The organism is Ureibacillus chungkukjangi (assembly GCF_044795995.1).
Taxonomy (GTDB): Bacteria; Bacillota; Bacilli; order Bacillales_A; family Planococcaceae; genus Ureibacillus; species Ureibacillus chungkukjangi.
The window spans coordinates 1374126-1398822 of sequence record NZ_CP085009.1 but is presented as its reverse complement, the minus strand read 5'-3'; the positions used below and the strand labels follow the sequence as shown (position 1 = coordinate 1398822).

Sequence of the window (24697 nt, the reverse complement as noted above, 5' to 3'; positions counted from 1 at the left end):
AAACTGACACAAAATGTTATTATTTTCAAATTATTTGCGGCAAAATTCATCTTTGGAGAAGGGATTTTTATAGCTGATTCAAAATACTTACTATTTACGCAATCGTTTAAGGCTATTTCGCAAATAAGCTAGGAGTTTCGATAAAATAACCCCCGAGCTATTTCATCAATAGTCCATTCGATTCCCAAGAGTTTCTAGATTACGATAGACTCACCCAGGGAATAACCGGCTAGCGCGCAGTCACTAGGATAAGAGAATGGATACATTTACGGAAATTTACGAGCAATACGAACCAATGATTACGAGAGTACTACAAAAAGCCCAAATTTATAAGGATCAGGACTATTACCGCCAATGTGCAAGAATCGCCCTTTGGAAGGCTGTTCAAAACTACAAGGAAGACAAAGGAGAATTCGCACCTTTCGCCTACTGGACAATGCTCACTTCCCTCTACACAGAAATGAGGAAGGACAATCAGTACCGCGATCGCAACATCACCTACGAAAAAGACGATCTAACAAATATCCTTCACTATAACCAGATAGAAGATGAAACAGCTGAAAAATTCGAAGAGCTGGAAGAATTACTAGCACACTTATCAGAGGTGGAATACAAGCTCATAAAATCCGTATACCTATACGGCCAAAGCTACGAAGAAATCGCCGTTATCGAAGGCAGAACCGTTGCTTCTATTAAAAAGCGCCGGCAACGAGCAATGGACAAGCTGCGAAAATTGGTCGGAGAGAATTAGGAGTTGAAAAGCAGAAACACTGGATCGGTCATTTGACGTCCAGTGTTTTTTTATTTGTGCCAAATGTGCAGTAAAGGAAGCCTCGGAACCTTACGTAATAAAGGAGTTGAGAGAAAGATATACTGAATAGTATGGGACTACTACTCAGAAAAAGATTCTATTATAAAAATATTAATTTACAGAATATTCAACAAAAGTTCACAATTTAAGTGCTAATCTGTGACAAAAATCACAGTACCTACCAATAGATAGTTGTATAATTTAATTGTGAAAATTGTAACTTTTCACTTAACTCAACTCATGACATACATAATTCAAATTGAAACCACATGTAAGCTAGAGGAGGAATTGAGATGGAGATGGATTTGGTAGAAGAGTTTTATTTTAATCGGACGGCGCTGTATTCAGAAATGCAGAATCTTATTAAGCAAAATAGTACGGTAGAATTAGAATGGATTGTGAATGTGATTCCAGTTGGGAACTTATTTGAGGAGTATTCCTATTATGCCATGAAAGAGGATCCTAAAAATAATCCATGGATTAATAGGTATTTAGAGGAATTTATGCCTGTTTATGAAAAGATGTCATTATACATGGATTATTATGAATTACGACATAAGACTATTGCTGAAGCCACATTACATGTGGAAACCTTAGTCAATATTTTCTGCAAGGTTGGAAAGGAACTACTGTTAAATACGGACGAGCGTGTTAAAGTAATTGAAGCATTAGACCCTTTAGAGCTTGAGCAAAGAGATGTATCAAAAGACAAACTTCTTTACCTTGCCACTCATACACCTACAACATGGGAAATTTACGATTTACTGAAGGTCAGAATGCTTAACAATCCATTACTCTTCCCTTCTACTTCTGACGAGACGACCGAGAATCTGATTCGGTTCTTTCAAAATCTTGAAGATTTAATGGATAAAGTCTATTTCACTGATGAAATGGAGATGGTTCCATTTAATATAACAGACGTATTAGTTCTTTTCTATGAAGATTTTAGAGAAACAATCGATGCCATGAAAGGGAGAAGAATGAGGATTAGACAGTAGTATTAGTGAGAGGCATCCAGAAAAATGGGGTGCCTTTTTTGATAATTTCAGTTTTAATTTAAGTATATCTTCAAAATCTAACTTATTTCCTCTGGAGGATTTAAAAGAATGAATAGAATGCTAAGTTCTTTATTCAATTTAGACTTCTGCTTTGTAGATAAATACCTTAAAAAAATGCTATTACTAAGAATCTTTTCTAATTTACCAATTAACTTTAAAGTTAAATTATAAATTACTTTATGACTACTCTCGTTATATTCATCAAGCAAACTAATTTCATGTATAATTTCTCTAACAGCATTGAAGTTTCTAGACTGATGTTCAATTATATGATTTATACACTCTATTAGATTCTCTTCTGGAATTTCTTTAAACGTTTTTTCCTTGGCAGCTTTTTTAATGATTTCTAATGTTCTTATAGTAATCTCTTTATTCTTATATAAACTAAAGAGATATTCTTTAACTCCTTCGCTTACATCTAACTTATGAATAATAGTTAGAGCATGTCTCCCAATATTAAGCTCTTCAGCGTCATCTATCCATTCGGTAGGTACATCGAAACCGCGTACATATTTAGCAATAGTTTCTTCCGTAACTTTACAATTTCTTGCTATCTTTTTGACATCAAATTTTTTACTTTCTAATAGATGTTTAATCATTCTTTCTAATTGAAATGCAGTTCTTTGTTGGCTGTGTAATTCCACTTCTAATCTCTTGATGATTCTTTCTTCTTCAGATGTTTGTTCTTCAACAATACAAATTACACTCTTAATTTCTAAAAACTCAAGTGCATAAAAACGGCGGTATCCATCCACTAATACATATCTATCTTTACTTTCCTCTTCTACAATTAACGGGGTTCTTATACCGTTACTTTTTATAGACATTTCTAAACTCAAATCCTTTACCTTGTTTCGAAAGAATGTTTCTAACCTAATCTGTGAAAGTTCAACTTGTTGGTTTATCTGTTTAATCATGCACAACCTCCTGTTCCATTTTTACTATGATTATTCAGGATGAAAGTTGTCCTATTACAAAATTTGGAATTTGATTAGTTGAAAGGTATTTAAAGACTAAAATGTGCTGGAATTAGACGCTAGGGGTATAAAAAAATCACTAGAGCGATTTTTCTACTCTAGTGATTTTGAAATTTATTTATTTAATGGCAATAGAAAAACACCTTCCCAACCTGATAGAAAGGTGTTCCCCTTAGAGCTTCTTAACTCACTTTCAAGATTATTATATAATAGTATTCATAGAATTGCAAGACATATTAGAATATTTAGATTTAAAATGACAGAATCAAAATGAAACACTGAAAACCCACCAGTGTTTAAAGACTTTCTAGCTCTTTTACCAACTGTTGCACCGAATCGAAATACCCCAGCTTTTGTATTCGATCATAGATTATTTTTCCGATAACTTCATTACCCTTTTCATTAAAATTCTCTTTCTTGGATAATAGGCTTGGTGGCACACTTCCTACACCCATGGCTGCTATATCATCATAGGTAGGGTTCAATTTTGCAATCTTTAAGCCATTTGTACTTACTAATTCGCGGAGATTCACATACCGCTCGCCAAAGGCTGATGCCATGTAAGACTCCAATTGCATTCGTGATTTAGCTGTACCACTTGTTAAGCCAAGAACCAGATACTTTTCGTGGGAATTATAGTTATTCACAATCAGTTTTATATGTTCAATCATTTGTTCTTTCGTTTCAAAGTTATCACTTTGCCCGAGAAAAATAATCGGTATATAATTTTTATATTCTTGATTACTCTCATTTGAAGTATCCTGAACCTCTACGGGAATGTCATTATATACATGCTGAGAAATAAGCTCCTTTAATATGAGCGGATATGTAACACTATTCCCCACTGCTCCAGATGCTGCAGAGTCCCACACGATAAAACCAGGCAAATCTCTATTAATGGTTTCATGAAGCTGGTTTGTGACAATTCTTTGCTTTTCTTGACGCTCAGTTGAAACTGCAAGATAAGTGGAAGCAACCTCTGCGTTCGCAACTTTTTCTGTTTTTTGTTTATACTGCCCAACCACAATCGCCAAAATCAACGTAAATACTAACAAGTTTAATGTAATGAATCTAGCTTTATCGATACCTTTCATAAATCAGCACCTCCTATACCTAATCAATTCTTCCTGTTGCATGTAAAAAATATACATTATCAAATAAAAAAGCCCTCAAATGAGGACTTATTATTTATTATGAAACTGATTAAAAGCTTTATTTAACTTTTCATTTAATGGTTCAACATCGTATTCAATCTTATATATCAATTCAGAAAGCATATTTCTCAATTGTTGGATATTGGTTGCGAGCGCACCATCCATTTTGACGTCTGTCAGTTCATAAATTCTTGCATTTTCAAGCTGATCAAGCTTATGTTTTATATCCATTATTTCTCTATCATATTTATTTATTATCTCAACTTTTTTATCCATTGTATTGCCCCCTTTTTGTACTGATATCAAAAAAAGCCCATCATTTGATGAGCAAAAGAATCACATTTAACAATAGTTTATTACCGAATATTTGAAGGTTTTCTATATTCAGCTTTTCTTTTATAAACTACTTCTCCAACTACTTCAGTCCCATTTAATGATGTAGCAATTACCTTACCCGCTTTTACAGCTTTTCCTACTTTATAAGAGGATGATTTTGCAGAGAGAACTTTTCCATTTTTACTCATTTAGCAAACCTCCAAACAAATAATTTATTGTTGACATTAGTTCATGGTTCGTTAAAAATAATTGATCTAACTCGTTCTCTTGAAGAAGTTTAGTACCTCGAATATGTACGGTTAAGACCAAATCTTTACCTATAGGATAACATATGAGGTAGGTTTTTATCAAAGTATCTTCTAATAATGTGACTTGCTCTACTGAAGAAAGAAAACTATCCACAACTAAAATTTCATTACCTTTTTGGCGGTCATCATTTATATTGAAAGCGTAGAATTTACTATTACGGCCCTCGTTTCCAGAAATCAATTCTAAGCCTTCGTTTTCAGCAACTTTCCATACACCAGCACCTGCTACATTAAATCCTTCGGGAGGATAATATGTACTTCTAAACGCTTCATATAAATGCTCATATTTCTTATTACTATCCCCAATCAACGACTTTGTAAACTGATGATAAAAACTTAACAATGTATTGCATTTTATAAGATCCTCTTTAGTTTTTTCTAATAACACTGATGGGTCTTCAAAAAAACCATCCGTTCTAATTATAGTATTAATCTTTTGAGCTGCTCTACTAACTGCTGCTTCAAAATTATTATCCGTTCTCATTTCATAATTCAGAGTTGTTAATCCACTTAAATCAGTAGGCAAAACATAGTCATCATTACCACTATTCAAAGTTTTAAATTCATTAGGAACTATAAAAAATACTCTTCCCTTTCTTAACTTGCCCCAAAAAAGCCCTAACTCAAATAATGTATTATCTCGAGTCTTAAGCATTGTTTTTTCTCTCATTTTAACAGTATCATCGGGTGAAAATATAAATACTGCATAATCATTAGCATCCAGTTGCTGTTCTAGGCTTTCCATAGTGTAATCATTTACATTAAATACTCCCGCAAACCAAGGTGTTACTTCTGCATAATAACTCAATGCTTCATGCAATGCATTAACATAGTCGATTGATTCTCTGGCGGATCCTATAAATACTTTAGGTTTCTGCTTTCTCATATTGCCTCCATTACTTTTTATACTTATTATACTTCACCCAATCAGTTAAATGTTAACTTTTATAGTAATTATTGTAAAAAATATTTTTTGAACTTAGATAAGTATCCATGGCAAATACATATTTTTCACACTAAAAAACCTCCCAAACGGAAGGTTTTCTAAATTATAATAATGCACTCTTCAAATCAGCCAACAAATTATCGGCTGCATCATTGGTATCTGCGACTACGCCAAAGTAATACTTACATTTTGGCTCAGTACCCGATGGGCGTATAGCGATCCATGAACCGTTTTCCAGTACAAACTTTAAAACGTTTTCTTTAGGTAACAAGATTTCTTCCTTAGAACCGTCAGCTAAGGATGCCTCTCCTGTTAGATAATCTTCTACTCGTATTACTGGAATACCAGCAATGCTTATAGGGATATTCTCACGGAAGCGACTTAGGATTGCTTGCATTTCTTCTTGACCATCCTTGCCCTCAAAAACCTGAGAAACTAAAGCTTCTTTATGGTAGCCAAATTCTTCAGATAGCTCGTTTAATACAGCTAATAAAGTTTTACCTTCTTTGGCATAGGCCGCTGCCATTTCAGCTACTTTTAAAGCAACTTGGACCGCATCCTTATCACGTACGAATGTTTTGATTAAATACCCGTAGCTCTCTTCATACCCAAATAAATAAGAGTATTGTCCTGACTGCTCATATTCTTCAATTTTTTCGGCGATGTATTTAAAGCCAGTAAGGGTATTAATCGTATCGATATTATAGTGAGCAGCGATTTTAGCTCCAAGCTCTGCTGTAACAATGGTCTTAATAATTGCCCCATTAGCTGGCAATGTTCCATTCTTCATTTGAGTTTGCAGAATATAATGTAATAGTAAGGCACCTAATTGGTTTCCTGTTAGCAATTCATATCGATCACCAGCTCGAACAGCAACGCCTAAACGATCGGCATCCGGATCTGTCGCTAATAGTAAATCAGCTCCTACCTCTTCTCCAAGCTCCATTGCCATTTTAAAAGCATCCGGCTCCTCTGGGTTTGGATAAGAAACTGTTGGGAAATCTCCATCCTGTACAGCCTGTTCTTCCACTAAATACACATTAGTAAAACCAAACTGTCTTAAACCTTCACGAACCGGAACTAACCCAGCTCCATGAAGAGGACTATAAACAATTCGTAAATCTAAATCTATCTCAGCATTCTCTTTTAAAGTTAAGAGATGACTAGAAAATTGTGTATCTAAATCTTCAAGAATCCACTTAGTAATACCCTGTGACTCTAACTCATTGATATCACGAGTTTCGATTTCAAAGATATCTTCAATTTGTTCCATATGGGCAATAATCGCATTGGCACCGGAAGGAACAAGCTGCGCCCCATCTTCTCCGTATACCTTAAAGCCATTATATTGCTTCGGATTATGACTAGCAGTAATCACTACACCAGCAAAAGCATTCAGCTCACGAACCGTAAAGGACAATTGAGGTGTTGGGCGGGATTCTATATATATATAGGAAGAAATTCCATGTGCACCAAGTACACTTGCAGTCTCAACTGCAAATTCTTGTGAGAAATGACGCGTATCATAGGCAATCACAACACCACGTTTTTTAGCTTCTTCCCCATTTGACTCGATGTAACGAGCAAGTCCCTCCGAAACTCGACGAATTGTATAAATGTTAATACGGTTTGTCCCAGCTCCGAGAATTCCGCGCATACCTCCTGTACCAAACGATACATATTGATAGAAGCGATCTTCTATTAGTTTCTCATTTTTGGATATAGAATTTAATTCTACTAAAAGATTTTCTGGTATCTCTCGTTTTTTCCAAGTAGTGTAGACTGCTTGCATTAGTGCACCTTCCTTTAATCAACTGAATTGAGTTATCAATACCTCTTAAATAAAAACTCGGCTCATTTTAGCCGAGTTTCATGTAGTTTAAGATTAATACCTTGGATTTTGATGCCATCTCCAAGCACTTTCAATAATTTGCTCTAAATTTCGTTCTGCCTTCCAACCAAGCTCTTCTAAAATCTTTTTCGAAGAAGCAACTAATCTAGCAGGATCTCCTGGTCTTCTATCAGCAATTTCAATATTAGCTGTTAAACCCGTGACCTTTTCACACGTCTCAATAACTTCTTTTACAGAATAACCTAGACCATTACCAAGATTATATATGGCCGCTGTATTCTTACCTTCAAGTAACGATTGAAGTGCTAAAATATGGGCATTTGCCAAATCAGTAACATGGATATAATCGCGAATGCATGTCCCATCTGGAGTCTCATAGTCATCTCCGAAGATTGATACAGTCTCTCTTTTACCAACAAGATGCTCTAATACTATCGGAATTAAATGTGTTTCAGGCGTGTGACTTTCTCCAATTTCAGCAGTTTCATATGCACCAGCTGCATTAAAATATCTTAATACCACATAATTTAAATCATATGCATTTGAATAATCTTCGAGAATTTGTTCAATCATTAGCTTTGATTTTCCATATGGATTTTTTGGTTTTGTATCTGTAACTTCATCAATAACATCCACTGTCGGTATTCCATAAGTGGCAGCTGTTGAAGAGAAAATAAAGTTTTTCACATTATGTTCTAACATGACTTCTAAAAGGGTTAGAGTTGCTGAAACATTATTCAAATAATACTTTTGTGGATTCGAAACAGACTCTCCTACTAAACTATTAGCAGCAAAGTGCATCACTCCACTCACTGAATATTGCGAAAAAACAGTATGCAACAAATCTTTATTTCCAATATCCCCATGTACAAAAATTGCTTTTTGATCAATAGCACTCTCATGACCTGTAGCAAGGTTATCTAATATAATTACTTGTTTGTGTTTAACTAATTCTTTTACTAGATGACTCCCTATATATCCAGCTCCACCAACTACTAAAATCATTGGAAAACCTCTTTTCTTAAACTACTCTTATACTAGACTTTCTTCTAATATAGAGTAACAATGCTCCTCAACTTCATCCCAATTCATAAATACGCGAACAATGTCTTCTTCAATTAGCTGTGTACCTGTTTGAACTTCAATCATTTCTAAGTCAGTTACAGCTTTAAGACCGTGTTTATCAGTAACAGGGATTTGTAATACATCACCTTGACGAACTACACGAAGTTTATCATTTTGAACAAATACACCCTCACCTTTAATAATTGTCCATACTTCACTACGTTGATGGTGGAATTGATAGCTTAAATTCTTTCCAGCTTTTACACCAATACGCTTCGTTAATACCTCATAGTTATCATCGGTTTTTAAGTGATCAAGCACCTTGTACCAACCCCAGCGTCGCTCTTCATACATAGGGCGATTTTCATATTGACCAATAATTTCTTTAATTTGAGGGCTTTTATCTTTATCCGCAACTAAAATACCATCTGGACTTGCAGCAACAATTACATTAGAAACTCCTAATACAGTAATCGGAATATCCAATTCATTTATCAAATGAGTCTCTTTACAATCTTCAGTTATATTACCTTTACCAATTTGATTTGTACTCATTTCTTCTGTCAAAGTTCTCCAAGTACCAAGATCCTTCCAGTATCCATTGTAAGGCAGTACCACTACATTTTCAGTCTTCTCAACCACTTCATAGTCAAAACTGATTTTCGGTAATCTATCATAACATTCCAATAATTCATAGTAGTTAGTTGGTAATCCTCGTTCTTCAAGGATTTGTATGATAAAACCTAACTTAAAGGCAAAAACACCACAGTTCCATAATGCATTTTGTTCTATCAACTTTCCAGCAGTTTCTTCTGTTGGCTTCTCAGTAAATTGTTTTACAGTATTATATACCAAGTCTAAATCATTATTAGGAATAATATATCCATACTTTGAAGAAGGGTAAGTTGGAGTAACACCAATTAATGCTATCTCCGCATTTGAATTTTCTAAAATCTCTTCTAATTCATTTACTTTTTCGAAAAATCCGTCTTGGACATAGGGATCCACAGGTAAAACAGCAACAGTCTCTCCTATTGGAATATTTTTGATAGAAAATAAATAAGCTGCAGATAAAGCTATTGCTGGAAATGTATCACGTCTACTGGGTTCAGTAACTAAATCAGTTTTGTATCCTAGTTGGTTTTGTATCATATCTACTTGAGTTTTACTCGTAGCAATAATTGTAGACTCTGATAGATTAACTCGTTTTAGTTGCCCCCACACCCGTTGTACCATTGATTTTAGTGTTTGATTATCCTCTTTTAATACTTTTAAGAACTGCTTAGAGCGAGCATCATTGGAAAGTGGCCAAAGGCGTTTTCCTGAGCCACCGGATAATAGAATTATATTCATTTCACTTCTCCTTTTGTAAAATAAAATATTAAAAAATACTAATTAGTTTTTAAAAATTTTAAAAGATTTAATATATGACTCTTATCAAGAAGTATTTGAGAGGACGAATATGAAATAACTCCTGCTAATACACTAACAAGTAATTTCAAATAAATGTTTATACTAAAATAATATTGAACTGATAAGACGAGAAGGCACATTATAAAAATTGAGATTACTATATTTTTCAATCTAAAAATATATTCATAAAACTTATAATTTAAAAATTTACTTACATATACTTGCAATATTATAGCTTTTGAAATTATATATGCTGTATAAATATATAAAACCATTATTAAACCCTGTTCACTAAATAAGAATAAACATATTAAATAAGTGGTTATAGTAAAAATATCAATATATAATACAAGTTTAGGTTTATTAAGAGAATATAATGTGGAAGTTGCAACATTTGCAGTTAATATTTGAAACAACATTGCTATAGATAAGATTTTTATTATTTTTGTAGCCCCTATCCATTCGCTTCCAAAAATTATTGGTATAATCAGATCTATAGTAAGTGCAATTCCAATCAAGATTGGAAATGCTAACATTGCTGTATAATAAGATATTTCAAGATATGATTTTTTAAATGTCTTCAAATCGTTTTTAAGTCTAGAAAAAAACGGATATAATACTTGAGAATATGAATTGCTAATTACCGTTTGTACTTGTAATATAAGTCTTTTTCCAAAGTAATAAATTCCCATTTCATTTGCGGTAAGTACTCCAGCTACTATAATTTCATCAATTCTTTGACTTAAAAATGTCAGAATCCTTTTTAGAGATATAGAGAAACCAAACGTAAAGAATGGTACTATATCCTTGATATTAAAATGGAACAATAAATTAATTCCTGTTTTATTTATAGAAATAATTATTATTAAAAGAGAATATATAATTGTTGATATTAGGACTCCCATCACATATCCAAAAATACCAATTCCTTTAATTATTAATAAAATTGAAATTAATATTTCAATACTTATTTTTGAAATTTGAAGTAGTGAATACTCTTTGAACAAAAAATACTTCTGCAAATTAATTCTAAATATAGCAGATATACCATTACAAATTAGTGTAATACATAATAATTTAATAATAAGAAGTAATTCAGGTAGAAATTTATAGTAATTTTGGATATAGGGAGCTAAAAGATAAACTATACTAGTAAAAAGTAGTGTAATTATTGAATTAAAATAAATTAAGGTAGATAATTCTTGATTTGATACCTTCTCTTTTTGGATTAAAGCCTCTCCTAAGCCAATTTCACAAATTAATGCAGAAAATCCAATTAATATACTAATAACCGCAATATATGCAAATTCTTTCGGTGATAATAATAAAGCTAAAAAAATTTGGTAAAATGGAGCAATAATTGAATTGAATAAAGAAGTAATAGTTGTCCATTTAATACCACTAATTGCATCTTTTTTAAGACCTTTTTCCATTAAATCACTCGTTCTTTCTAAATTTTATTAATTATAAACTCTAATTTCCTCTAAATCTTTCTTTTTTGAATATGCAACTTTCCCTTCAATATCCGGATATCCAATTGCTATAAGCATAATCACTCTTTCATTCTTATTCAAATTTAAAAATTTAGAAATTTCTTTTTCTCTTGATTCAATATCTGGCCAGTTTATAATACATGAGCTTAGTCCCTGAGTTTCTAATCCTAAAATAAATGACATTGCTGCCAAAGAAGAGTCTATATAAATTAGATGTCTATCTCTTTCATTAGGATAAGCACTTAAATCTCCTACTATAGCTACCATCGTAGGAATATTTTCCCAATATCCAGAAGTTCCCATGGGTAATTGCGATAAAATACTAACTAACGAACCCTTATCAAAAATTCGAAATGTATACGGTTGTCTATTACAAGCACTAGGCGAATAATTCCCAATTTCTATCGCCCTATCAATTAACTCTCTTGAAACTTCTGTTTGTTCGAACCATCTGACAGATCTCCTGAATCGAACAAGATGCAATAAATTATCATATGAAATTTCAGGTTTATTTTTAAAATCCCTAGCGTAAGGTATATATTTTTCACTTTGCAAATTTATGAATGAATGCGTATGATCTATATTTTGAAAAATCTCCTTCATATATACAATGAGTGGATGTTTAGCAGTGACTTCAAAATACTTAGTTAAAACATCGTTTGCCCATTTTAATTCATTTAATAAAGATTTTTCTCCATTATTAAAATCATTAGATAGTATTCGATAAGTTATAAGCGTCTCTTCAATATATTTCAATGCAAATATATCCCTCATCGGTTTCATTAGTAGGCCTTTTTCTATTCGATGTATATTCCTTCTCAAAAGATATCGATTTGACTTTCTATTCTTAATATCCTGCAAATATTTTAATTTACCGTATAAAACACTCTGATGTTCTCTACTGAATTCGCCTGAAAATAAATAATATATAGAGGATGTAAATCTAGTTTTAGACATTACTTTTGACATAATGATACTTAACGAATTACTAACATTATTTTTCTTATTTATTATTAAATGTAATTGTTTTTCTGATACAACTTTTTTTATTACCTTTTTCAATTATATCCACCACCACATATGAGTTTATGGAAACCTAACATATTAAGTTAATTCGTTAAAAATGTCATAATTTTGTATTTTTTTTAACCTCTTAATAATTGTTAATGATTCATCTTTGTTATTTGTTAACATTTGCTCAACTGTATTTAATAATTTTCTTTGATCAATATTATTTCTTACATCAAATATATAAGATTGTTGATTAAATTCTTCCAATAATTCATGGTATTTTGTTGCCCAGCCCATTGCAATACATGGAACACCATTTTTATATGCATGTACTATTGAGTGATATCTGGATGCAATTAAAAAATCAAACTTTTTAACTAATTCATCGAATTCTATTGAACTCATATCGTCAGATAACAATATAACTTTATCATTATTTATATTTCTTTTTTTAATCAATTCACATGCAACCAAATCTTCATAGGAATGTCTTACCAAATAAACTGTTTTCCCGTTAGTATTTAGTAAGTTTATTAAATTATCATACATTTCCATTATTTGCTCAGAATTTCCATGTTCAAAATTTCTCATATTCGGGACAATAGCAACATCTTTTGCATGTTTAACTTCTTTTATATTATAATTAGACATGTATATATTTGATGTTTCTATACCTTTATTTAAAAGAACAATGTCATGGGATTTTTCTACGTTATTTAATTTTAATGTATTTTTCAAGATATCATATCCTTCATTTTCTCTTGCGAAAACTTTATTTGGATACTTTAAATATCTCTTCAATAATCTATACATAATTTTATTAAGCAGTGATGTTGAATACAAAAATGGTCCAAATGATTGAGGCATTAAATATATTTTCACCCCAAATTTCTCGGCTAATTTTATTCTAAAAAGATAAGCTATTGATCCCCTTACTCCCCACTGTGAAGATAAAGCATATCCACTAATATCAATTATCATTTCTGTTTCATTTATAATCTGATTTAAACGCAATACACTATTATCATGTATTTTACTATTCTTATTTTTAACTCTTGAAATCAAGGAATATATCCCACCTAATAAAGATAGCGTAATATTTAAATTTAGTGGTAAAATTTCAAATGAATATTTATTTTTATTCTCAGAATTTCTTTTAAAATCTTCAGTTGATAACAATACAATTTCTTTCTCTGGATATCGCTTTTTAATTTCATCAACTGTAATAAACGTCATAGATTGTGCGCCTTTATTAAATAATTCCCCGCCTGTTATTAATATATATTTACCCAATTAATATTAGCTCCTCTACACTTAATATATTTCTCTTAAACTCTATATAATATAAACAAGATATAAAATTTCATAATTCTAAAAGTCGCAATACTACTAGAAATTCAAATATTAACCAGTTTTAAATCAATTGTTAACATATTTCTTTTGTGACTTAATTATAAATCCTATTAATAAGCCTGAAGAGATATAAAAGCCGTATGAAAATCTAGGACTTTCTAACCCCGGATTAAAAGAAATAATAATTAAACTATATGCAAAATTTGCAAATGCCCATAATAAATACTTTTTCTCGTTATTATTAATATTTTTATAAACCTTTGCAAACCAAGCAATTAAAGTGATATTCATAATTAGAAAACATATACCGCCCATCAAGCCTAATCTATAAAACATATTAATTATTGAATTATGGTTTGCAACTAAAAAAAGCTCTGATAAGGTGCTATACATATTTGAGTTATCAACTTCATAAAAAATATTATTATCTACATATGCTGTACCAAATCCCACTCCAAATCCTAATGTATTTTTTAAATTATTAATTTCATTCATCCAAACATTTAATCTCCATAAAGAATTAGCATCAGAACTTATTATTCCCATTAAGCTATTAGAGACAATAATTAAAAGTAAAGCTACACTTGTAAATATAAACAGCGTTTTAAATTTGTAGTTTTTACTAAAAAAGTTGATAATTGATTTCCTAAATATAAAAATAGAAATTAAGACTATGTTAGCCAATAAAAAAGAGGACATTCCAACAACTTCTACAAAGATTATAAACAGTAAGAATATAACGGAAAAAATAGATTTCTTTTTAATAAGTATTAATGATCCTAGTAATATTACAAGTAAACTATATACAATAATATCAATATCAACATACTTAGTTACTACAAACAGTCCAAAGAGAAATAAATAAAGTTTATATAACTTTAAATTTTCTATATAATTACTTTTTAAAACACACAAGTAAACGCTAAAGAGTATGGCAAAGGAGGGAATAAAAGACGCATGTCTAAAAATATAACTACTATCATACATTAAGTTATTTAAGTTAAACATATCTGGTATATTAAGAAATGAAATCACTATATATATTACTGATATTAAAAGAAAAACTATCAAACTTCTTCCAAATTCAAATCCGCCATATTCTCTCCAATTGAACAATCTACTTTTAAAAAAAAGGTGAAAAATGAAATACATTAAACATATTCCTAAGAAAATGTAATAAAAATTCATTCCTCCTACAATGTTCATCTGCAGAAAAGATTCTCCGAATATTGCAGATAAAGTCCACACAAGGACTATAATAAATATCATATTTCTTACTCCCTTAGTATCCCTTTAATAATCTACGAGCTCTTAGAAGTCCACTTCTTAAAGGAAAGTAAATATTGTAGATAGAATTCCATTTTTTTTGTAATGCTTGTTTATAAAAAAATAAACTCTTGTCGTATACTCCACTCATTAGAAGTTCACCTGCTATAGTATTTAACTTTTTATTATAAAAATTTATATTATTTTCAAAATACCTATTATATTTTTTCAAAAAATATTCATAACCTTCAATTTTATGTTGAACATTTGTTGTAATAGATTCGTTCATAATATAGTAATTTACTAAAGGTAACTCACAATATACACATTCAAATCTTTCAGCAATCCTTATCCATAAATCTAAGTCTTGAGCAGATTTAAGTTTTTCATCAAATTTGCCACTCTCTAACACCGCTGTTTTACTAAGTAACGGAAATGAAGTAGAGCCTATGAAATTAGCAAGTAGTAAATTCTTTAACTTACTTTCTTCGCTAGTCTTTGGGACGTTCTTATGCAAACTTTTCCCACTTTTACTAATTATATAATTATCGCAATAAACCAACCCTATATCATTAGATGTGAAGTATTTTATCTGTGTTTCTAATTTTCCAGGAAGCCATTCATCATCATCATCCAAAAACGCAATGAATTCTCCTGCTGCAATATCAATTCCAGTATTTCTAGCTGCACATGCACCTTTATTATATTCGTGAGAAATATAAGCAATATTCAAATCACGATACTCATTGATTAAATTCTTAATTGCTATTTCAAGAATATAATCTTGGGGATAGTCATTAACAATAATTATTTCTATATCCTTATAAGTTTGTTCCTTTATACTATGGATTGCTCTTTTTAATATACTAACCGGTCTATTATATGTAGTAATGATACATGAGATCATCCTATCCCTCCTTTGACCTAAAGAAACCTTTTGTTTAACACGATTTTGAATTGTATTCTATTATTATTTTTTTATAAATAGAATTTAAATAATGGTAGTTACTTTTCTCATTGTAGTTATTCTCATAACAATCAAACGAAGAATCTACCATGTCAGTTATTCTATTAACAGATTCAATAAGACTATCAATTGAATTATATTTAAAAGTAAGACCATTAACCCCTTCTTTTATCAAACTTCCTACATTACCTAAATCACTTCCTATAACTGGCGTTCCACTTGATAAACTTTCAACAATAGTCATAGGAAATCCTTCGTACCATTGAGTTGGCAGGATTAGTGCTTGTGATTCTGCTATTAATTTTTTAGCAATATTATTTTCGACAAAACCAAGTATTTTTACGTTTGTCATACCATTATTTAAGATATAATTTTCACACCAATTTTTATCAGGACCAGTACCACATATTATTAATTCATAATCACATATTTTTTTCCAAGCCTCTAACAAAAGCCTTATTCCTTTTATTTTTTCTAGTCTTCCAACAAATACAAATTGTTTTTTTCTTTCATTAAATGATAGTCTCATATAAGAGTATTCCTCTGCATAATTAGGCTTTACAAATACTGAGTTACCTTTGATTATTTCATTATTTTTGGAATTCAATTGTAATAACTTTTTTTTATTAAATTCAGTAAGAGTTATATAATGTATTTTTCTATAAATACCTAACATCCTATGAATTCTTAAAGTAATTACACTAGCAAAAGTTTGAAGTTTACTATCACGGTAACAAGAGTATTTTACTGCATTGAATAGTCCCTTTTTAATACATAACTCACAAACTTCACCTGAATTATTTTTATTATTTCTGTAAAAAGTTGCAGCTGGACATAGTAATCTAAAATTATGAATAGTCTGTACTATAGGAACTTTCATAGCGAGAGCTGCATAGTAAACTGAAGGACTTATTAAAGTTAAAGTATTGTGAACATGAACAATTTCAATTTGATACTCTTTTATTATTTTTTTTATTTCTCTATAAGTTTTCAAAGAAAATATGGTTGTAAAAGGCAAAAATAATTTTTGGTATCCACTTAATTTTTTCAATTCATTATTATGCCGACTGTACAAAATAACATTATGTCCGTTTTTTTCAAGTAATAATTTTTCATTAGCAACAACAATATCTTCCCCGCCTGTATATTGATAATAATTATGAACTAAAAGGACATTAACCTTATGATTATTCATATTAATATTTCAATTCCTCTACATATTTAATTATTGTTTTTTGAATTTCCCCGAATAATTAACCACAAAAACTTTGAATTTGTTCTCAAGTATCTATTTAACAGTCTCTTTGGATTTTGTAGTAAACGATATACCCATTCTAGGTTTTTATTTTGCATCCATTTGGGAGCTCTTTTAATATTACCTGCAAAATAGTCAAAACCAGCACCAACACCTACCATTAAACCATTAATTTTCCCTTTATGTTTACTCATCCATATTTCTTGTTTCGGAGCACCAAGACCTATCCAAATAAAATCTGGTTTTAAATCACTAATATAATTAATAATTTCTTTATCTTCAGTAGCAGTCAGTTGCCTAAAAGGAGGGCTATACATACCTACTATATTTATTTTTGGATATCTTCTTTTTAACTTCTTATTTAATTTCCCTAGAGTTTCTTGAGTAGATCCATAAAAAAAATGACGATAATTATTTTTTTCAGATAAACTAAACATCTCATGCATAAAGTCAGGACCAGTAGTTCTATTCATACTTGTATAACCACGGTTTTTCCCAATTGTAGATAAAGGACCACCATCTGGAATAGCTAGAATTCCACTATTCTGTATCATACGATACTCATCACTTTCGTAGCTTAATACTGTAGTGTGTACATTCGATACACATATGTAGTCACCAGAAAGTAATTTTAAATTTTCTTCAATAAAGCTAATTAACCATTGCATATTTATTGCAGCTATATCGACTCCCAGTATTCTACAAGTCGGTATTTGTTCTTTATTAACTTTCCTTATATATATTTCATCAGTTTCAGTAACCTTTAAAATCTTAGACACATATATCATCTCCAGCAATAAAATGTATGGATTAATAATGATATTAGCTAATGTTTATTGTAAAATTATACCTTAATCAAACATAGCTAATAAGCGATCCTCTTTGGAAGTTTTTTCCATATCTTTCTTCACCATTATTTTCACTAACTCCTCAAAAGAAGTTTTCGTAGGATTCCAACCAAGTAATGTTTTAGATTTTGTAGGATCTCCTAATAATTGCTCCACCTCAGCTGGACGGAAGTATTTAGGATCAACTTCAATTATTACTTCACCAGTTGCCTTGTTGATGCCGATTTCATTAACCCCTTCACCTGTCCACTCGATTTCGATATCCACATGTTTGAAAGCTAGTTCCACAAATTCTCGAACAGTATGCATTTCACCTGTTGCGATTACAAAGTCTTCAGGAACATCATGTTGAAGGATTAGCCACATACATTCTACGTAGTCTTTTGCATAGCCCCAGTCACGTAAAGAGTTTAAGTTTCCTAGTTTTAAAACCTTTTGTTTTCCTTGTGCTATTCGTGCAGCTGCAAGTGTAATTTTTCTTGTAACAAATGTTTCTCCTCGACGTTCAGATTCGTGGTTAAACAAGATTCCATTTACTGCGAACATATTATAAGATTCTCTGTAGTTTTTCGTAATCCAAAAACCATAGATTTTCGCTACCCCATATGGCGAACGAGGATAAAATGGGGTTGTTTCTTTTTGCGGTACTTCTTGCACTTTACCAAACAGCTCAGATGTCGATGCTTGATATACTCTTGTTTTTTCTGTTAGACCTAATATTCTCACAGCTTCAAGAATATTTAATGTCCCTTTTGCATCTACATCCAATGTATAAGCTGGCATATCAAAGGAAACTCGTACATGTGATTGTGCTGCTAAGTTATAAATCTCATCTGGTTGAATCTCACCAATGAGCCGTGTAACATTTAAAGCATCCGTTACATCACCATAATGAAGATGGAAGTTTTGATTGTTATATAGAGCAGTAGATTCTTCTTCTGATAGAAGGTCTTCTAATCTTTCTTGGTTATATGAAGAGCTACGGCGGATAACCCCGTGAACTTCGTATCCTTTTTCTAGAAGAAATTCAGCTAAGTATGAACCATCTTGTCCTGTAACCCCTGTAATGATTGCTTTTTTCATATTAAATCCTCCCATTAGTTCGATGCACTTGTTACTGCTTGTACTTCATTTACTAAAAACCATTCATACGCTTTTTTTAGACCCTCGTCTAAAGAAATAGTAGCTTCCCACCCAAGACTATTTAATTTTGTTACATCTACAAGCTTTCTTGGCGTGCCATCTGGTTTCGATGTGTTAAATACAATCTCACCATTAAATTCAGTAACTTTTTTTATCTTCTCGGCAATTTCTTTAATGGATATATCCTTACCAACACCAACATTTACAAATTGATTACCGTTATAATTGTCCATAAGATAAACGACTGCATCGGCTAAATCGTCTGAGTATAAGAATTCTCTTTTAGGAGAGCCTGTTCCCCATACTTCTACTGAAGGTTCGTTAGCGATTTTCGCTTCGTGAAACTTACGAATTAATGCAGGTAATACGTGAGAAGTTTCAAGATCAAAGTTATCGTTTGGACCATATAGATTAGTAGGCATCGCTGATATGTAATTCGTGCCATATTGACGGTTATATGATTCACACATTTTAATGCCTGCTATTTTTGCAATAGCATAAGGCTCGTTTGTTGGCTCTAAAACTCCAGATAATAAAGATTCTTCATTCATCGGCTGTGGTGCAAATTTTGGATAGATACAAGTACTACCTAAGAAAAGTAGCTTTTCAACATTATTACGATAACTTGCGTCAATAATATTAGTTTGGATAAGCAGGTTATCACGGATAAACTCAGCTGGATATTCATTATTTGCTACAATTCCACCTACTTTTGCAGCTGCAAGGAATACGAATTCAGGTTTTTCTTGTTCAAAAAACTCATCGACTTGTGATTTATCTCTTAAATCTAGTTCTTTACTTGTTCTATATACTAGATTTTTATATCCTTGCTCCTCTAATTTACGAACAATTGCTGATCCAACTAAACCTCTATGACCCGCTACGTATATTTTTGATGTTAGCTCCATATTCTCCACCCTTTAATAAGCATCTTTTGATCCTAGTAAAACTAATACAGTTTTCAGAATAAGCTTCAGGTCTATTAAGAAGTTTCTTTCCTGTATATATTTGAGATCTAGACGAACCCATTCTTCAAAACCAATCTTACTTCTACCACTCACTTGCCAGTAACATGTTAAACCTGGTGTTACTGATAAACGTTGTCTTTCATATTGTGTATATTGTGAAACTTCACTTGGTAGTGGAGGTCTTGGTCCGACTAAGCTCATTTCACCCTTTAATACATTGATTAACTGTGGTAATTCATCAATACTTGTTTTTCTGAGAAATCTACCTAGTTTTGTCACCCTAGGATCTTGTTTCATTTTAAAAACTGGTCCATCTTTAATTTCGTTTTGTTCAAGTAGCTGCGCTTTTAATTCTTCTGCATCTTCTACCATAGATCGAAATTTATAAATATTAAATTCCTTGCCATTCTTCCCTACTCGAATTTGTTTGAAAAATACCGAACCACGAGAATCTTCAAATTTAATGAGTAAGCTAATTATCAAAAACAGAGGTATTAAAATTATTAGTCCGCATAATGAGCAAATAATATCTAATAATCTTTTACTAATTAAGTAGCCTTTACTGTCATTTAATTGAATTAGCTTTATCGGTTCTTTTACTTTTTTTATGGACGCCACTCTGTTATTCGTTGTGACAGACAAATCATTCACCACTCTCACCTATTAAATTAGAGCATTTGTCATTTCTCGCGTTATCACTGGTCTACCAATGGAATGATATTCAATCATTGAATCTTTTAAACTATCAAGTTCAAAACAATTTCGACCATCAAAGACGATTGGTGTTTTCATCGTTTTAAATAAATCGAGATTCATGTACTTTATTTCATCCCACTCTGTAAGGATTAATGCGACATCTGCATTTTGAATTGCTTCCTCTACAGAATTTACATATATAATAGAAGAAACTAATAGTTTTTTTGCGTTTTCCATCGAAATTGGATCGTATGCAACCACTTGTGCCCCTTGTTTTACTAGCTCTTCTGTTATCACAATTGACGCAGCTTCACGCATATCGTCTGTATTTGGTTTGAAGGCTAATCCCAATACAGCAATTCGTTTTCCTTGTAAGGAATCAAACCTATTTTTCAACTTCTGTAGTAGAAGCTCTTGTTGGTTTTTATTTACCGTAACAACACCTTTTAATAATTCAAAGTCGTACTCTACGTATCCAGCAATTTTCAAAAGTGCTTTTGTATCTTTTGGGAAACAAGAGCCCCCATAGCCAATTCCAGCTTTCAAGAATTTATTACCAATACGTTGGTCCATTCCAATGCCCTTTGCTACTTCTTCTACATCTGCGTTCACTCTTTCACAAATGTTAGCAATCTCATTAATAAAGCTAATTTTTGTTGCTAGGAAGGCATTTGCAGCATATTTGATCATTTCAGCACTTCGAATATCTGTTTTATAGACAGGAACTCCGAAGGGCTTATTAATTTCTTCTATTATATGGGCAGCCTGTTCGCTTCTTGCTCCAATTACTATGCGATCACCATGGAAAGAATCGTATATCGCTGAACCTTCCTTTAAAAATTCAGGGTTTGAAACTACTTCGATTGTGACATCGGTTCTCTTGTGGTTATTAATCAATTCCTGTATTAAATCATTTGTCCCTACTGGTACAGTACTTTTTATAACTACAATAGTATTTTTTGTAACCAGCTCAGAAATTTTCAACGCTACCACTTCGACATAAGTCAGGTTAGCAGATCCGTCCTCATTTTCAGGGGTTCCTACTGCAATGTAAATAACATCTGCAGTAGAAAATCCTTCTTCGTGTTTTGTAGTGAAAAATAATCTCTTTTCCTCAATATTTTTCGCCATTAATTCACTTAATCCAGGCTCATAGATTGGGGAGATTCCCTTTTTCATTTTTTCAATCTTATCAGCGTCAATATCAATACAGGTAACCTGGTGGCCAATTTCAGATAAACTAACACCTGTCACTAGACCCACATATCCTGTGCCAACAACTGCGATGTTCATTGCAAACCTCCTAATCTACTAGACCTGTGTAAATGATCTCTTTGCTAATATTTCTTTTAACAATTCCTCAACCTGTGGACCAAACTCTTCGTTTTCAAGTGCGAACTCAATCGTAGTTCGGATAAATCCAAGCTTTTCCCCAACATCATATCGAATGCCTTCAAAGTCATAGGCATAGACATTTTCTAATTCATTCAGCTTTTGTATTGCATCTGTTAGCTGAATTTCACCGCCAGCACCTGTTTCTTGTTTTTCTAAAAACTGAAAGATTTCAGGTGATAGTACGTAGCGTCCCATAATGGCTAGGTTTGATGGAGCTGTACCTAGTGCTGGTTTTTCAACGAATTGATTTACTTGATATAAACGGTCTTCTTTTCCACTTGGGTCGATAATGCCATAACGGTTCGTTTCTTCATCTGATACCGTTTGGACACCAATCACTGAACTTTGCGTTTGTTCATATTGTTCAATTAATTGTTTTGTACAGGGAACCTCGCTTTGCACAATGTCGTCTCCTAAGAGAACAGCAAATGGTTCATCACCTATGAACTTGCGTGCACACCATACAGCATGTCCAAGTCCTTTCGGTTCTTTTTGACGAATATAGTGTATTTCCACCTGTGAGGATTGGTTAATCTTTGCGAGTAAATCATGCTTCCCTTTTTTCGCTAGGTTATCCTCTAGCTCGAAATTACGGTCGAAATGATCCTCGATGGCACGTTTTCCTTTACCTGTTACGATAATGATTTCTTCAATACCTGATTGGATCGCTTCTTCTACGATATATTCGATTGTTGGTCGATCCACGATTGGTAGCATTTCTTTTGGCATGGCTTTTGTCGCAGGCAGGAAACGAGTACCTAATCCAGCAGCAGGTATAATGGCTTTTTTCACTTTTTTCATCAAGAGGGCTCCCTTCAAAATAAATACTTAATCAATTTCGCCTTGGCGTAATTGCGTCCGTATTTTAATTGTGCTTGCACAATTATCTCCTTTAAAAATACGTGACATCCGCCGGAGGCATCTTCATTCGTTTATGAATGAAGACTAGTGAGCAACACTTTCTTCTATCAGTAGCTCTGTTATTTTCTTTTTATAGGCTTCGACACCGGGTTGGTCAAACGGATATACTTCTAGCAAGTAGGCACTCATCGCACAGGCCTTCATAAAGAAGTAGATAAGATAACCTACATGGAATGCATCTAGCTTTTCTACCTCGATTTGAATAATCGGTACGCCACCTTCAGCATGGGCTAATACCGTACCTTGCTTTGAGATTGAATTGATTTCATTGAAAGTACGATTACTTAAATAGTTCAATCCATCATCGTTTGCTATTGTGTAAGGAATTGAGTAATCCTTTGAGACTTCTTTAAAGTGTAAGAAGGTTTCAAACAGGATCGGACTACCTTCCTGTACGAATTGACCTAACGAGTGTAGATCAGCCGAATAGCTAACAGCTGCAGGGAATAGACCCTTTCTGCTTTTCCCTTCACTTTCGCCGAACAATTGCTTCCACCATTCATGGATATAGCTAAGCGCTGGCTCAAAGGAGGCTAATAGCTCAATTCGAAAGCCTTGTGTATAGAGTGCATGACGAATCATGGCATATCGATAGGCTTCGTTCTTTTCTAAGCTTTCTTCCTTTAAATCAAGAGCAGCTTTTTTTGCACCCTCCATTAGTTCCACAATGTTAACTCCCACTACAGCAATCGGTAGCAAACCAACTGCAGTAAGGATGGAATAACGTCCTCCAATATTGCTAGGAATCTCTAAGCGTCTGTAGCCTCTTGTATCAGCAATTTCCTTCAGTAGCCCTTTTTCAGGATCTGTCGTTACGATGATGCGCTCTTTCCCTTCTTCTCCGTATCGCTCTACTGTATATTTGCGTAGAACACGGAAAGCAAGTGAGGATTCCATCGTTGACCCAGATTTTGAGATGACATTTACATAGAATTCCTTCCCCTGAAGGCTGTCAATGATTTGCTTCATATAAGAGCCGCTAAGGTTATAGCCAACGTAAATGACCTCAATACCATCCTCATTCTTTTGGAAATATGGCGTTAATGCCTCTTGTACGGCTTTTGCCCCTAAATAAGAACCGCCAACTCCAATCACTATTAATACTTCTGCATTTTTCTTAATCTCATCTGCCATTGTTAAAATCGGGTAAAGATTTTGACTGTCCATTGCTATGGGCCCGTTTAACCATCCAGTTGGTTCGTTTTCCGATTGTTCTAACCGATGATGAATTGCAGAAACCGATGATGTATATTGTGATACATCTAAGTTTAGAAATCGCTCATTAATAATGGTTGTTAATAGTAATTGAGTCAACTTTCATCCATCTCCTGTTCTAGAAACTTTTCTTAACCCAAATATCGAAAGTACGTTTAACAGGTTGTTTTTATGTCCGCAAATAAATTACATACTTTAATAATTTAAATTTTCTGAATTAAATAGATTTAGAGGTTCCAAGAGTTT

The 24697-nt window shown here is 32.4% G+C and carries 23 protein-coding genes; 2 read left to right on the top strand and 21 right to left on the bottom strand.

Annotated features, from left to right (window positions below; translation table 11 throughout):
- Positions 1-256 precede the first annotated feature (256 nt).
- Both LG296_RS06805 and LG296_RS06800 read left to right on the top strand, forming a co-directional pair.
- A complete protein-coding gene (locus LG296_RS06805; RefSeq protein WP_404427733.1) occupies positions 257-751 on the top strand; it encodes a sigma-70 family RNA polymerase sigma factor in 495 nt (164 codons plus the stop codon).
- 353 nt (positions 752-1104) lie between these two features.
- Entirely contained in the window at positions 1105-1809 is a 705-nt protein-coding gene (locus tag LG296_RS06800) for a hypothetical protein (protein WP_404427732.1), read from the top strand.
- A gap of 77 nt (positions 1810-1886) precedes the next feature.
- On the opposite strand, the gene LG296_RS06795 is transcribed toward LG296_RS06800, so the two are convergent.
- From LG296_RS06795 to LG296_RS06695, 21 genes are all read right to left on the bottom strand, one after another.
- Complete coding sequence (locus LG296_RS06795; protein WP_404427731.1) at positions 1887-2786, bottom strand: ParB/RepB/Spo0J family partition protein; 900 nt, start codon at positions 2784-2786, stop codon at positions 1887-1889.
- 356 nt (positions 2787-3142) lie between these two features.
- Complete coding sequence (locus LG296_RS06790) at positions 3143-3940, bottom strand: hypothetical protein (RefSeq protein WP_404427730.1); 798 nt, start codon at positions 3938-3940, stop codon at positions 3143-3145.
- Between the two features lie 90 nt (positions 3941-4030).
- Complete coding sequence (locus LG296_RS06785; RefSeq protein ID WP_404427729.1) at positions 4031-4276, bottom strand: hypothetical protein; 246 nt, start codon at positions 4274-4276, stop codon at positions 4031-4033.
- An 80-nt stretch (positions 4277-4356) separates the two neighbouring features.
- Positions 4357-4524 carry a hypothetical protein gene (locus LG296_RS06780; protein ID WP_404427727.1) on the bottom strand — a complete coding sequence of 56 codons (168 nt, stop codon included), beginning with the start codon at positions 4522-4524 and terminating at the stop codon, positions 4357-4359.
- A complete protein-coding gene (locus tag LG296_RS06775; RefSeq protein WP_404427726.1) occupies positions 4517-5530 on the bottom strand; it encodes a TIR domain-containing protein in 1014 nt (337 codons plus the stop codon). Before LG296_RS06775 ends, LG296_RS06780 begins: the two co-directional genes overlap by 8 nt.
- 163 nt (positions 5531-5693) lie before the next feature.
- Positions 5694-7382 carry a phospho-sugar mutase gene (locus tag LG296_RS06770; RefSeq protein ID WP_404427724.1) on the bottom strand — a complete coding sequence of 563 codons (1689 nt, stop codon included), beginning with the start codon at positions 7380-7382 and terminating at the stop codon, positions 5694-5696.
- 93 nt (positions 7383-7475) lie between these two features.
- Positions 7476-8447, bottom strand: coding sequence for a UDP-glucose 4-epimerase GalE (gene galE / locus LG296_RS06765; protein WP_404427723.1), 972 nt, complete (start codon positions 8445-8447; stop codon positions 7476-7478).
- Positions 8448-8474: 27 nt separating this feature from the next.
- A complete protein-coding gene (locus tag LG296_RS06760) occupies positions 8475-9860 on the bottom strand; it encodes a sugar phosphate nucleotidyltransferase (protein WP_404427722.1) in 1386 nt (461 codons plus the stop codon).
- Between the two features lie 38 nt (positions 9861-9898).
- Positions 9899-11353 (bottom strand): oligosaccharide flippase family protein, encoded by a 1455-nt coding sequence (locus LG296_RS06755; protein ID WP_404427720.1) that lies wholly within the window; start codon positions 11351-11353, stop codon positions 9899-9901.
- A 27-nt stretch (positions 11354-11380) separates the two neighbouring features.
- A complete protein-coding gene (locus LG296_RS06750) occupies positions 11381-12475 on the bottom strand; it encodes a nitroreductase family protein (protein WP_404427719.1) in 1095 nt (364 codons plus the stop codon).
- A gap of 42 nt (positions 12476-12517) precedes the next feature.
- Complete coding sequence (locus LG296_RS06745) at positions 12518-13717, bottom strand: polysaccharide pyruvyl transferase family protein (protein WP_404427718.1); 1200 nt, start codon at positions 13715-13717, stop codon at positions 12518-12520.
- Between the two features lie 126 nt (positions 13718-13843).
- The gene (locus tag LG296_RS06740) at positions 13844-15046 is read right to left on the bottom strand and encodes a hypothetical protein (protein ID WP_404427717.1); all 1203 of its coding nucleotides are present in this window, start codon (positions 15044-15046) and stop codon (positions 13844-13846) included.
- A 13-nt stretch (positions 15047-15059) separates the two neighbouring features.
- The gene (locus tag LG296_RS06735; RefSeq protein WP_404427716.1) at positions 15060-15950 is read right to left on the bottom strand and encodes a glycosyltransferase family 2 protein; all 891 of its coding nucleotides are present in this window, start codon (positions 15948-15950) and stop codon (positions 15060-15062) included.
- A 34-nt stretch (positions 15951-15984) separates the two neighbouring features.
- Positions 15985-17205, bottom strand: a complete 1221-nt coding sequence (locus LG296_RS06730) for a glycosyltransferase (protein WP_404427715.1) — start codon at positions 17203-17205, stop codon at positions 15985-15987.
- A gap of 26 nt (positions 17206-17231) precedes the next feature.
- Positions 17232-18044: a WecB/TagA/CpsF family glycosyltransferase gene (locus LG296_RS06725; protein ID WP_404427714.1), complete on the bottom strand. Its 813-nt coding sequence runs from the start codon at positions 18042-18044 to the stop codon at positions 17232-17234.
- A gap of 72 nt (positions 18045-18116) precedes the next feature.
- Positions 18117-19196 carry a GDP-mannose 4,6-dehydratase gene (gene gmd, locus LG296_RS06720; RefSeq protein WP_404427712.1) on the bottom strand — a complete coding sequence of 360 codons (1080 nt, stop codon included), beginning with the start codon at positions 19194-19196 and terminating at the stop codon, positions 18117-18119.
- A 14-nt stretch (positions 19197-19210) separates the two neighbouring features.
- The gene (locus tag LG296_RS06715; protein ID WP_404427711.1) at positions 19211-20164 is read right to left on the bottom strand and encodes a GDP-L-fucose synthase family protein; all 954 of its coding nucleotides are present in this window, start codon (positions 20162-20164) and stop codon (positions 19211-19213) included.
- A 12-nt stretch (positions 20165-20176) separates the two neighbouring features.
- Positions 20177-20842, bottom strand: a complete 666-nt coding sequence (locus tag LG296_RS06710; protein ID WP_404427710.1) for a sugar transferase — start codon at positions 20840-20842, stop codon at positions 20177-20179.
- 45 nt (positions 20843-20887) lie between these two features.
- Positions 20888-22213, bottom strand: coding sequence for a UDP-glucose dehydrogenase family protein (locus tag LG296_RS06705; protein ID WP_404427709.1), 1326 nt, complete (start codon positions 22211-22213; stop codon positions 20888-20890).
- Between the two features lie 18 nt (positions 22214-22231).
- Entirely contained in the window at positions 22232-23116 is an 885-nt protein-coding gene (gene galU, locus LG296_RS06700; RefSeq protein WP_404427708.1) for a UTP--glucose-1-phosphate uridylyltransferase GalU, read from the bottom strand.
- A gap of 144 nt (positions 23117-23260) precedes the next feature.
- Positions 23261-24550 carry a glucose-6-phosphate isomerase gene (locus tag LG296_RS06695; protein WP_404427707.1) on the bottom strand — a complete coding sequence of 430 codons (1290 nt, stop codon included), beginning with the start codon at positions 24548-24550 and terminating at the stop codon, positions 23261-23263.
- Positions 24551-24697: the final 147 nt, after the last annotated feature.

Bases quoted from the DNA above. Each gene is read 5' to 3' on its own strand.
- LG296_RS06805 (WP_404427733.1), top strand. From the start codon at position 257: ATGGATACATTTACGGAAATTTACGAGCAATACGAACCAATGATTACG.
- LG296_RS06800 (WP_404427732.1), top strand. From the start codon at position 1,105: ATGGAGATGGATTTGGTAGAAGAGTTTTATTTTAATCGGACGGCGCTG.
- LG296_RS06795 (WP_404427731.1), bottom strand. From the start codon at position 2,786: ATGATTAAACAGATAAACCAACAAGTTGAACTTTCACAGATTAGGTTA.
- LG296_RS06790 (WP_404427730.1), bottom strand. From the start codon at position 3,940: ATGAAAGGTATCGATAAAGCTAGATTCATTACATTAAACTTGTTAGTA.
- LG296_RS06785 (WP_404427729.1), bottom strand. From the start codon at position 4,276: ATGGATAAAAAAGTTGAGATAATAAATAAATATGATAGAGAAATAATG.
- LG296_RS06780 (WP_404427727.1), bottom strand. From the start codon at position 4,524: ATGAGTAAAAATGGAAAAGTTCTCTCTGCAAAATCATCCTCTTATAAA.
- LG296_RS06775 (WP_404427726.1), bottom strand. From the start codon at position 5,530: ATGAGAAAGCAGAAACCTAAAGTATTTATAGGATCCGCCAGAGAATCA.
- LG296_RS06770 (WP_404427724.1), bottom strand. From the start codon at position 7,382: ATGCAAGCAGTCTACACTACTTGGAAAAAACGAGAGATACCAGAAAAT.
- galE (WP_404427723.1), bottom strand. From the start codon at position 8,447: ATGATTTTAGTAGTTGGTGGAGCTGGATATATAGGGAGTCATCTAGTA.
- LG296_RS06760 (WP_404427722.1), bottom strand. From the start codon at position 9,860: ATGAATATAATTCTATTATCCGGTGGCTCAGGAAAACGCCTTTGGCCA.
- LG296_RS06755 (WP_404427720.1), bottom strand. From the start codon at position 11,353: ATGGAAAAAGGTCTTAAAAAAGATGCAATTAGTGGTATTAAATGGACA.
- LG296_RS06740 (WP_404427717.1), bottom strand. From the start codon at position 15,046: ATGATATTTATTATAGTCCTTGTGTGGACTTTATCTGCAATATTCGGA.
- LG296_RS06735 (WP_404427716.1), bottom strand. From the start codon at position 15,950: ATGATCTCATGTATCATTACTACATATAATAGACCGGTTAGTATATTA.
- LG296_RS06730 (WP_404427715.1), bottom strand. From the start codon at position 17,205: ATGAATAATCATAAGGTTAATGTCCTTTTAGTTCATAATTATTATCAA.
- gmd (WP_404427712.1), bottom strand. From the start codon at position 19,196: ATGAAAAAAGCAATCATTACAGGGGTTACAGGACAAGATGGTTCATAC.
- LG296_RS06715 (WP_404427711.1), bottom strand. From the start codon at position 20,164: ATGGAGCTAACATCAAAAATATACGTAGCGGGTCATAGAGGTTTAGTT.
- LG296_RS06705 (WP_404427709.1), bottom strand. From the start codon at position 22,213: ATGAACATCGCAGTTGTTGGCACAGGATATGTGGGTCTAGTGACAGGT.
- galU (WP_404427708.1), bottom strand. From the start codon at position 23,116: ATGAAAAAAGTGAAAAAAGCCATTATACCTGCTGCTGGATTAGGTACT.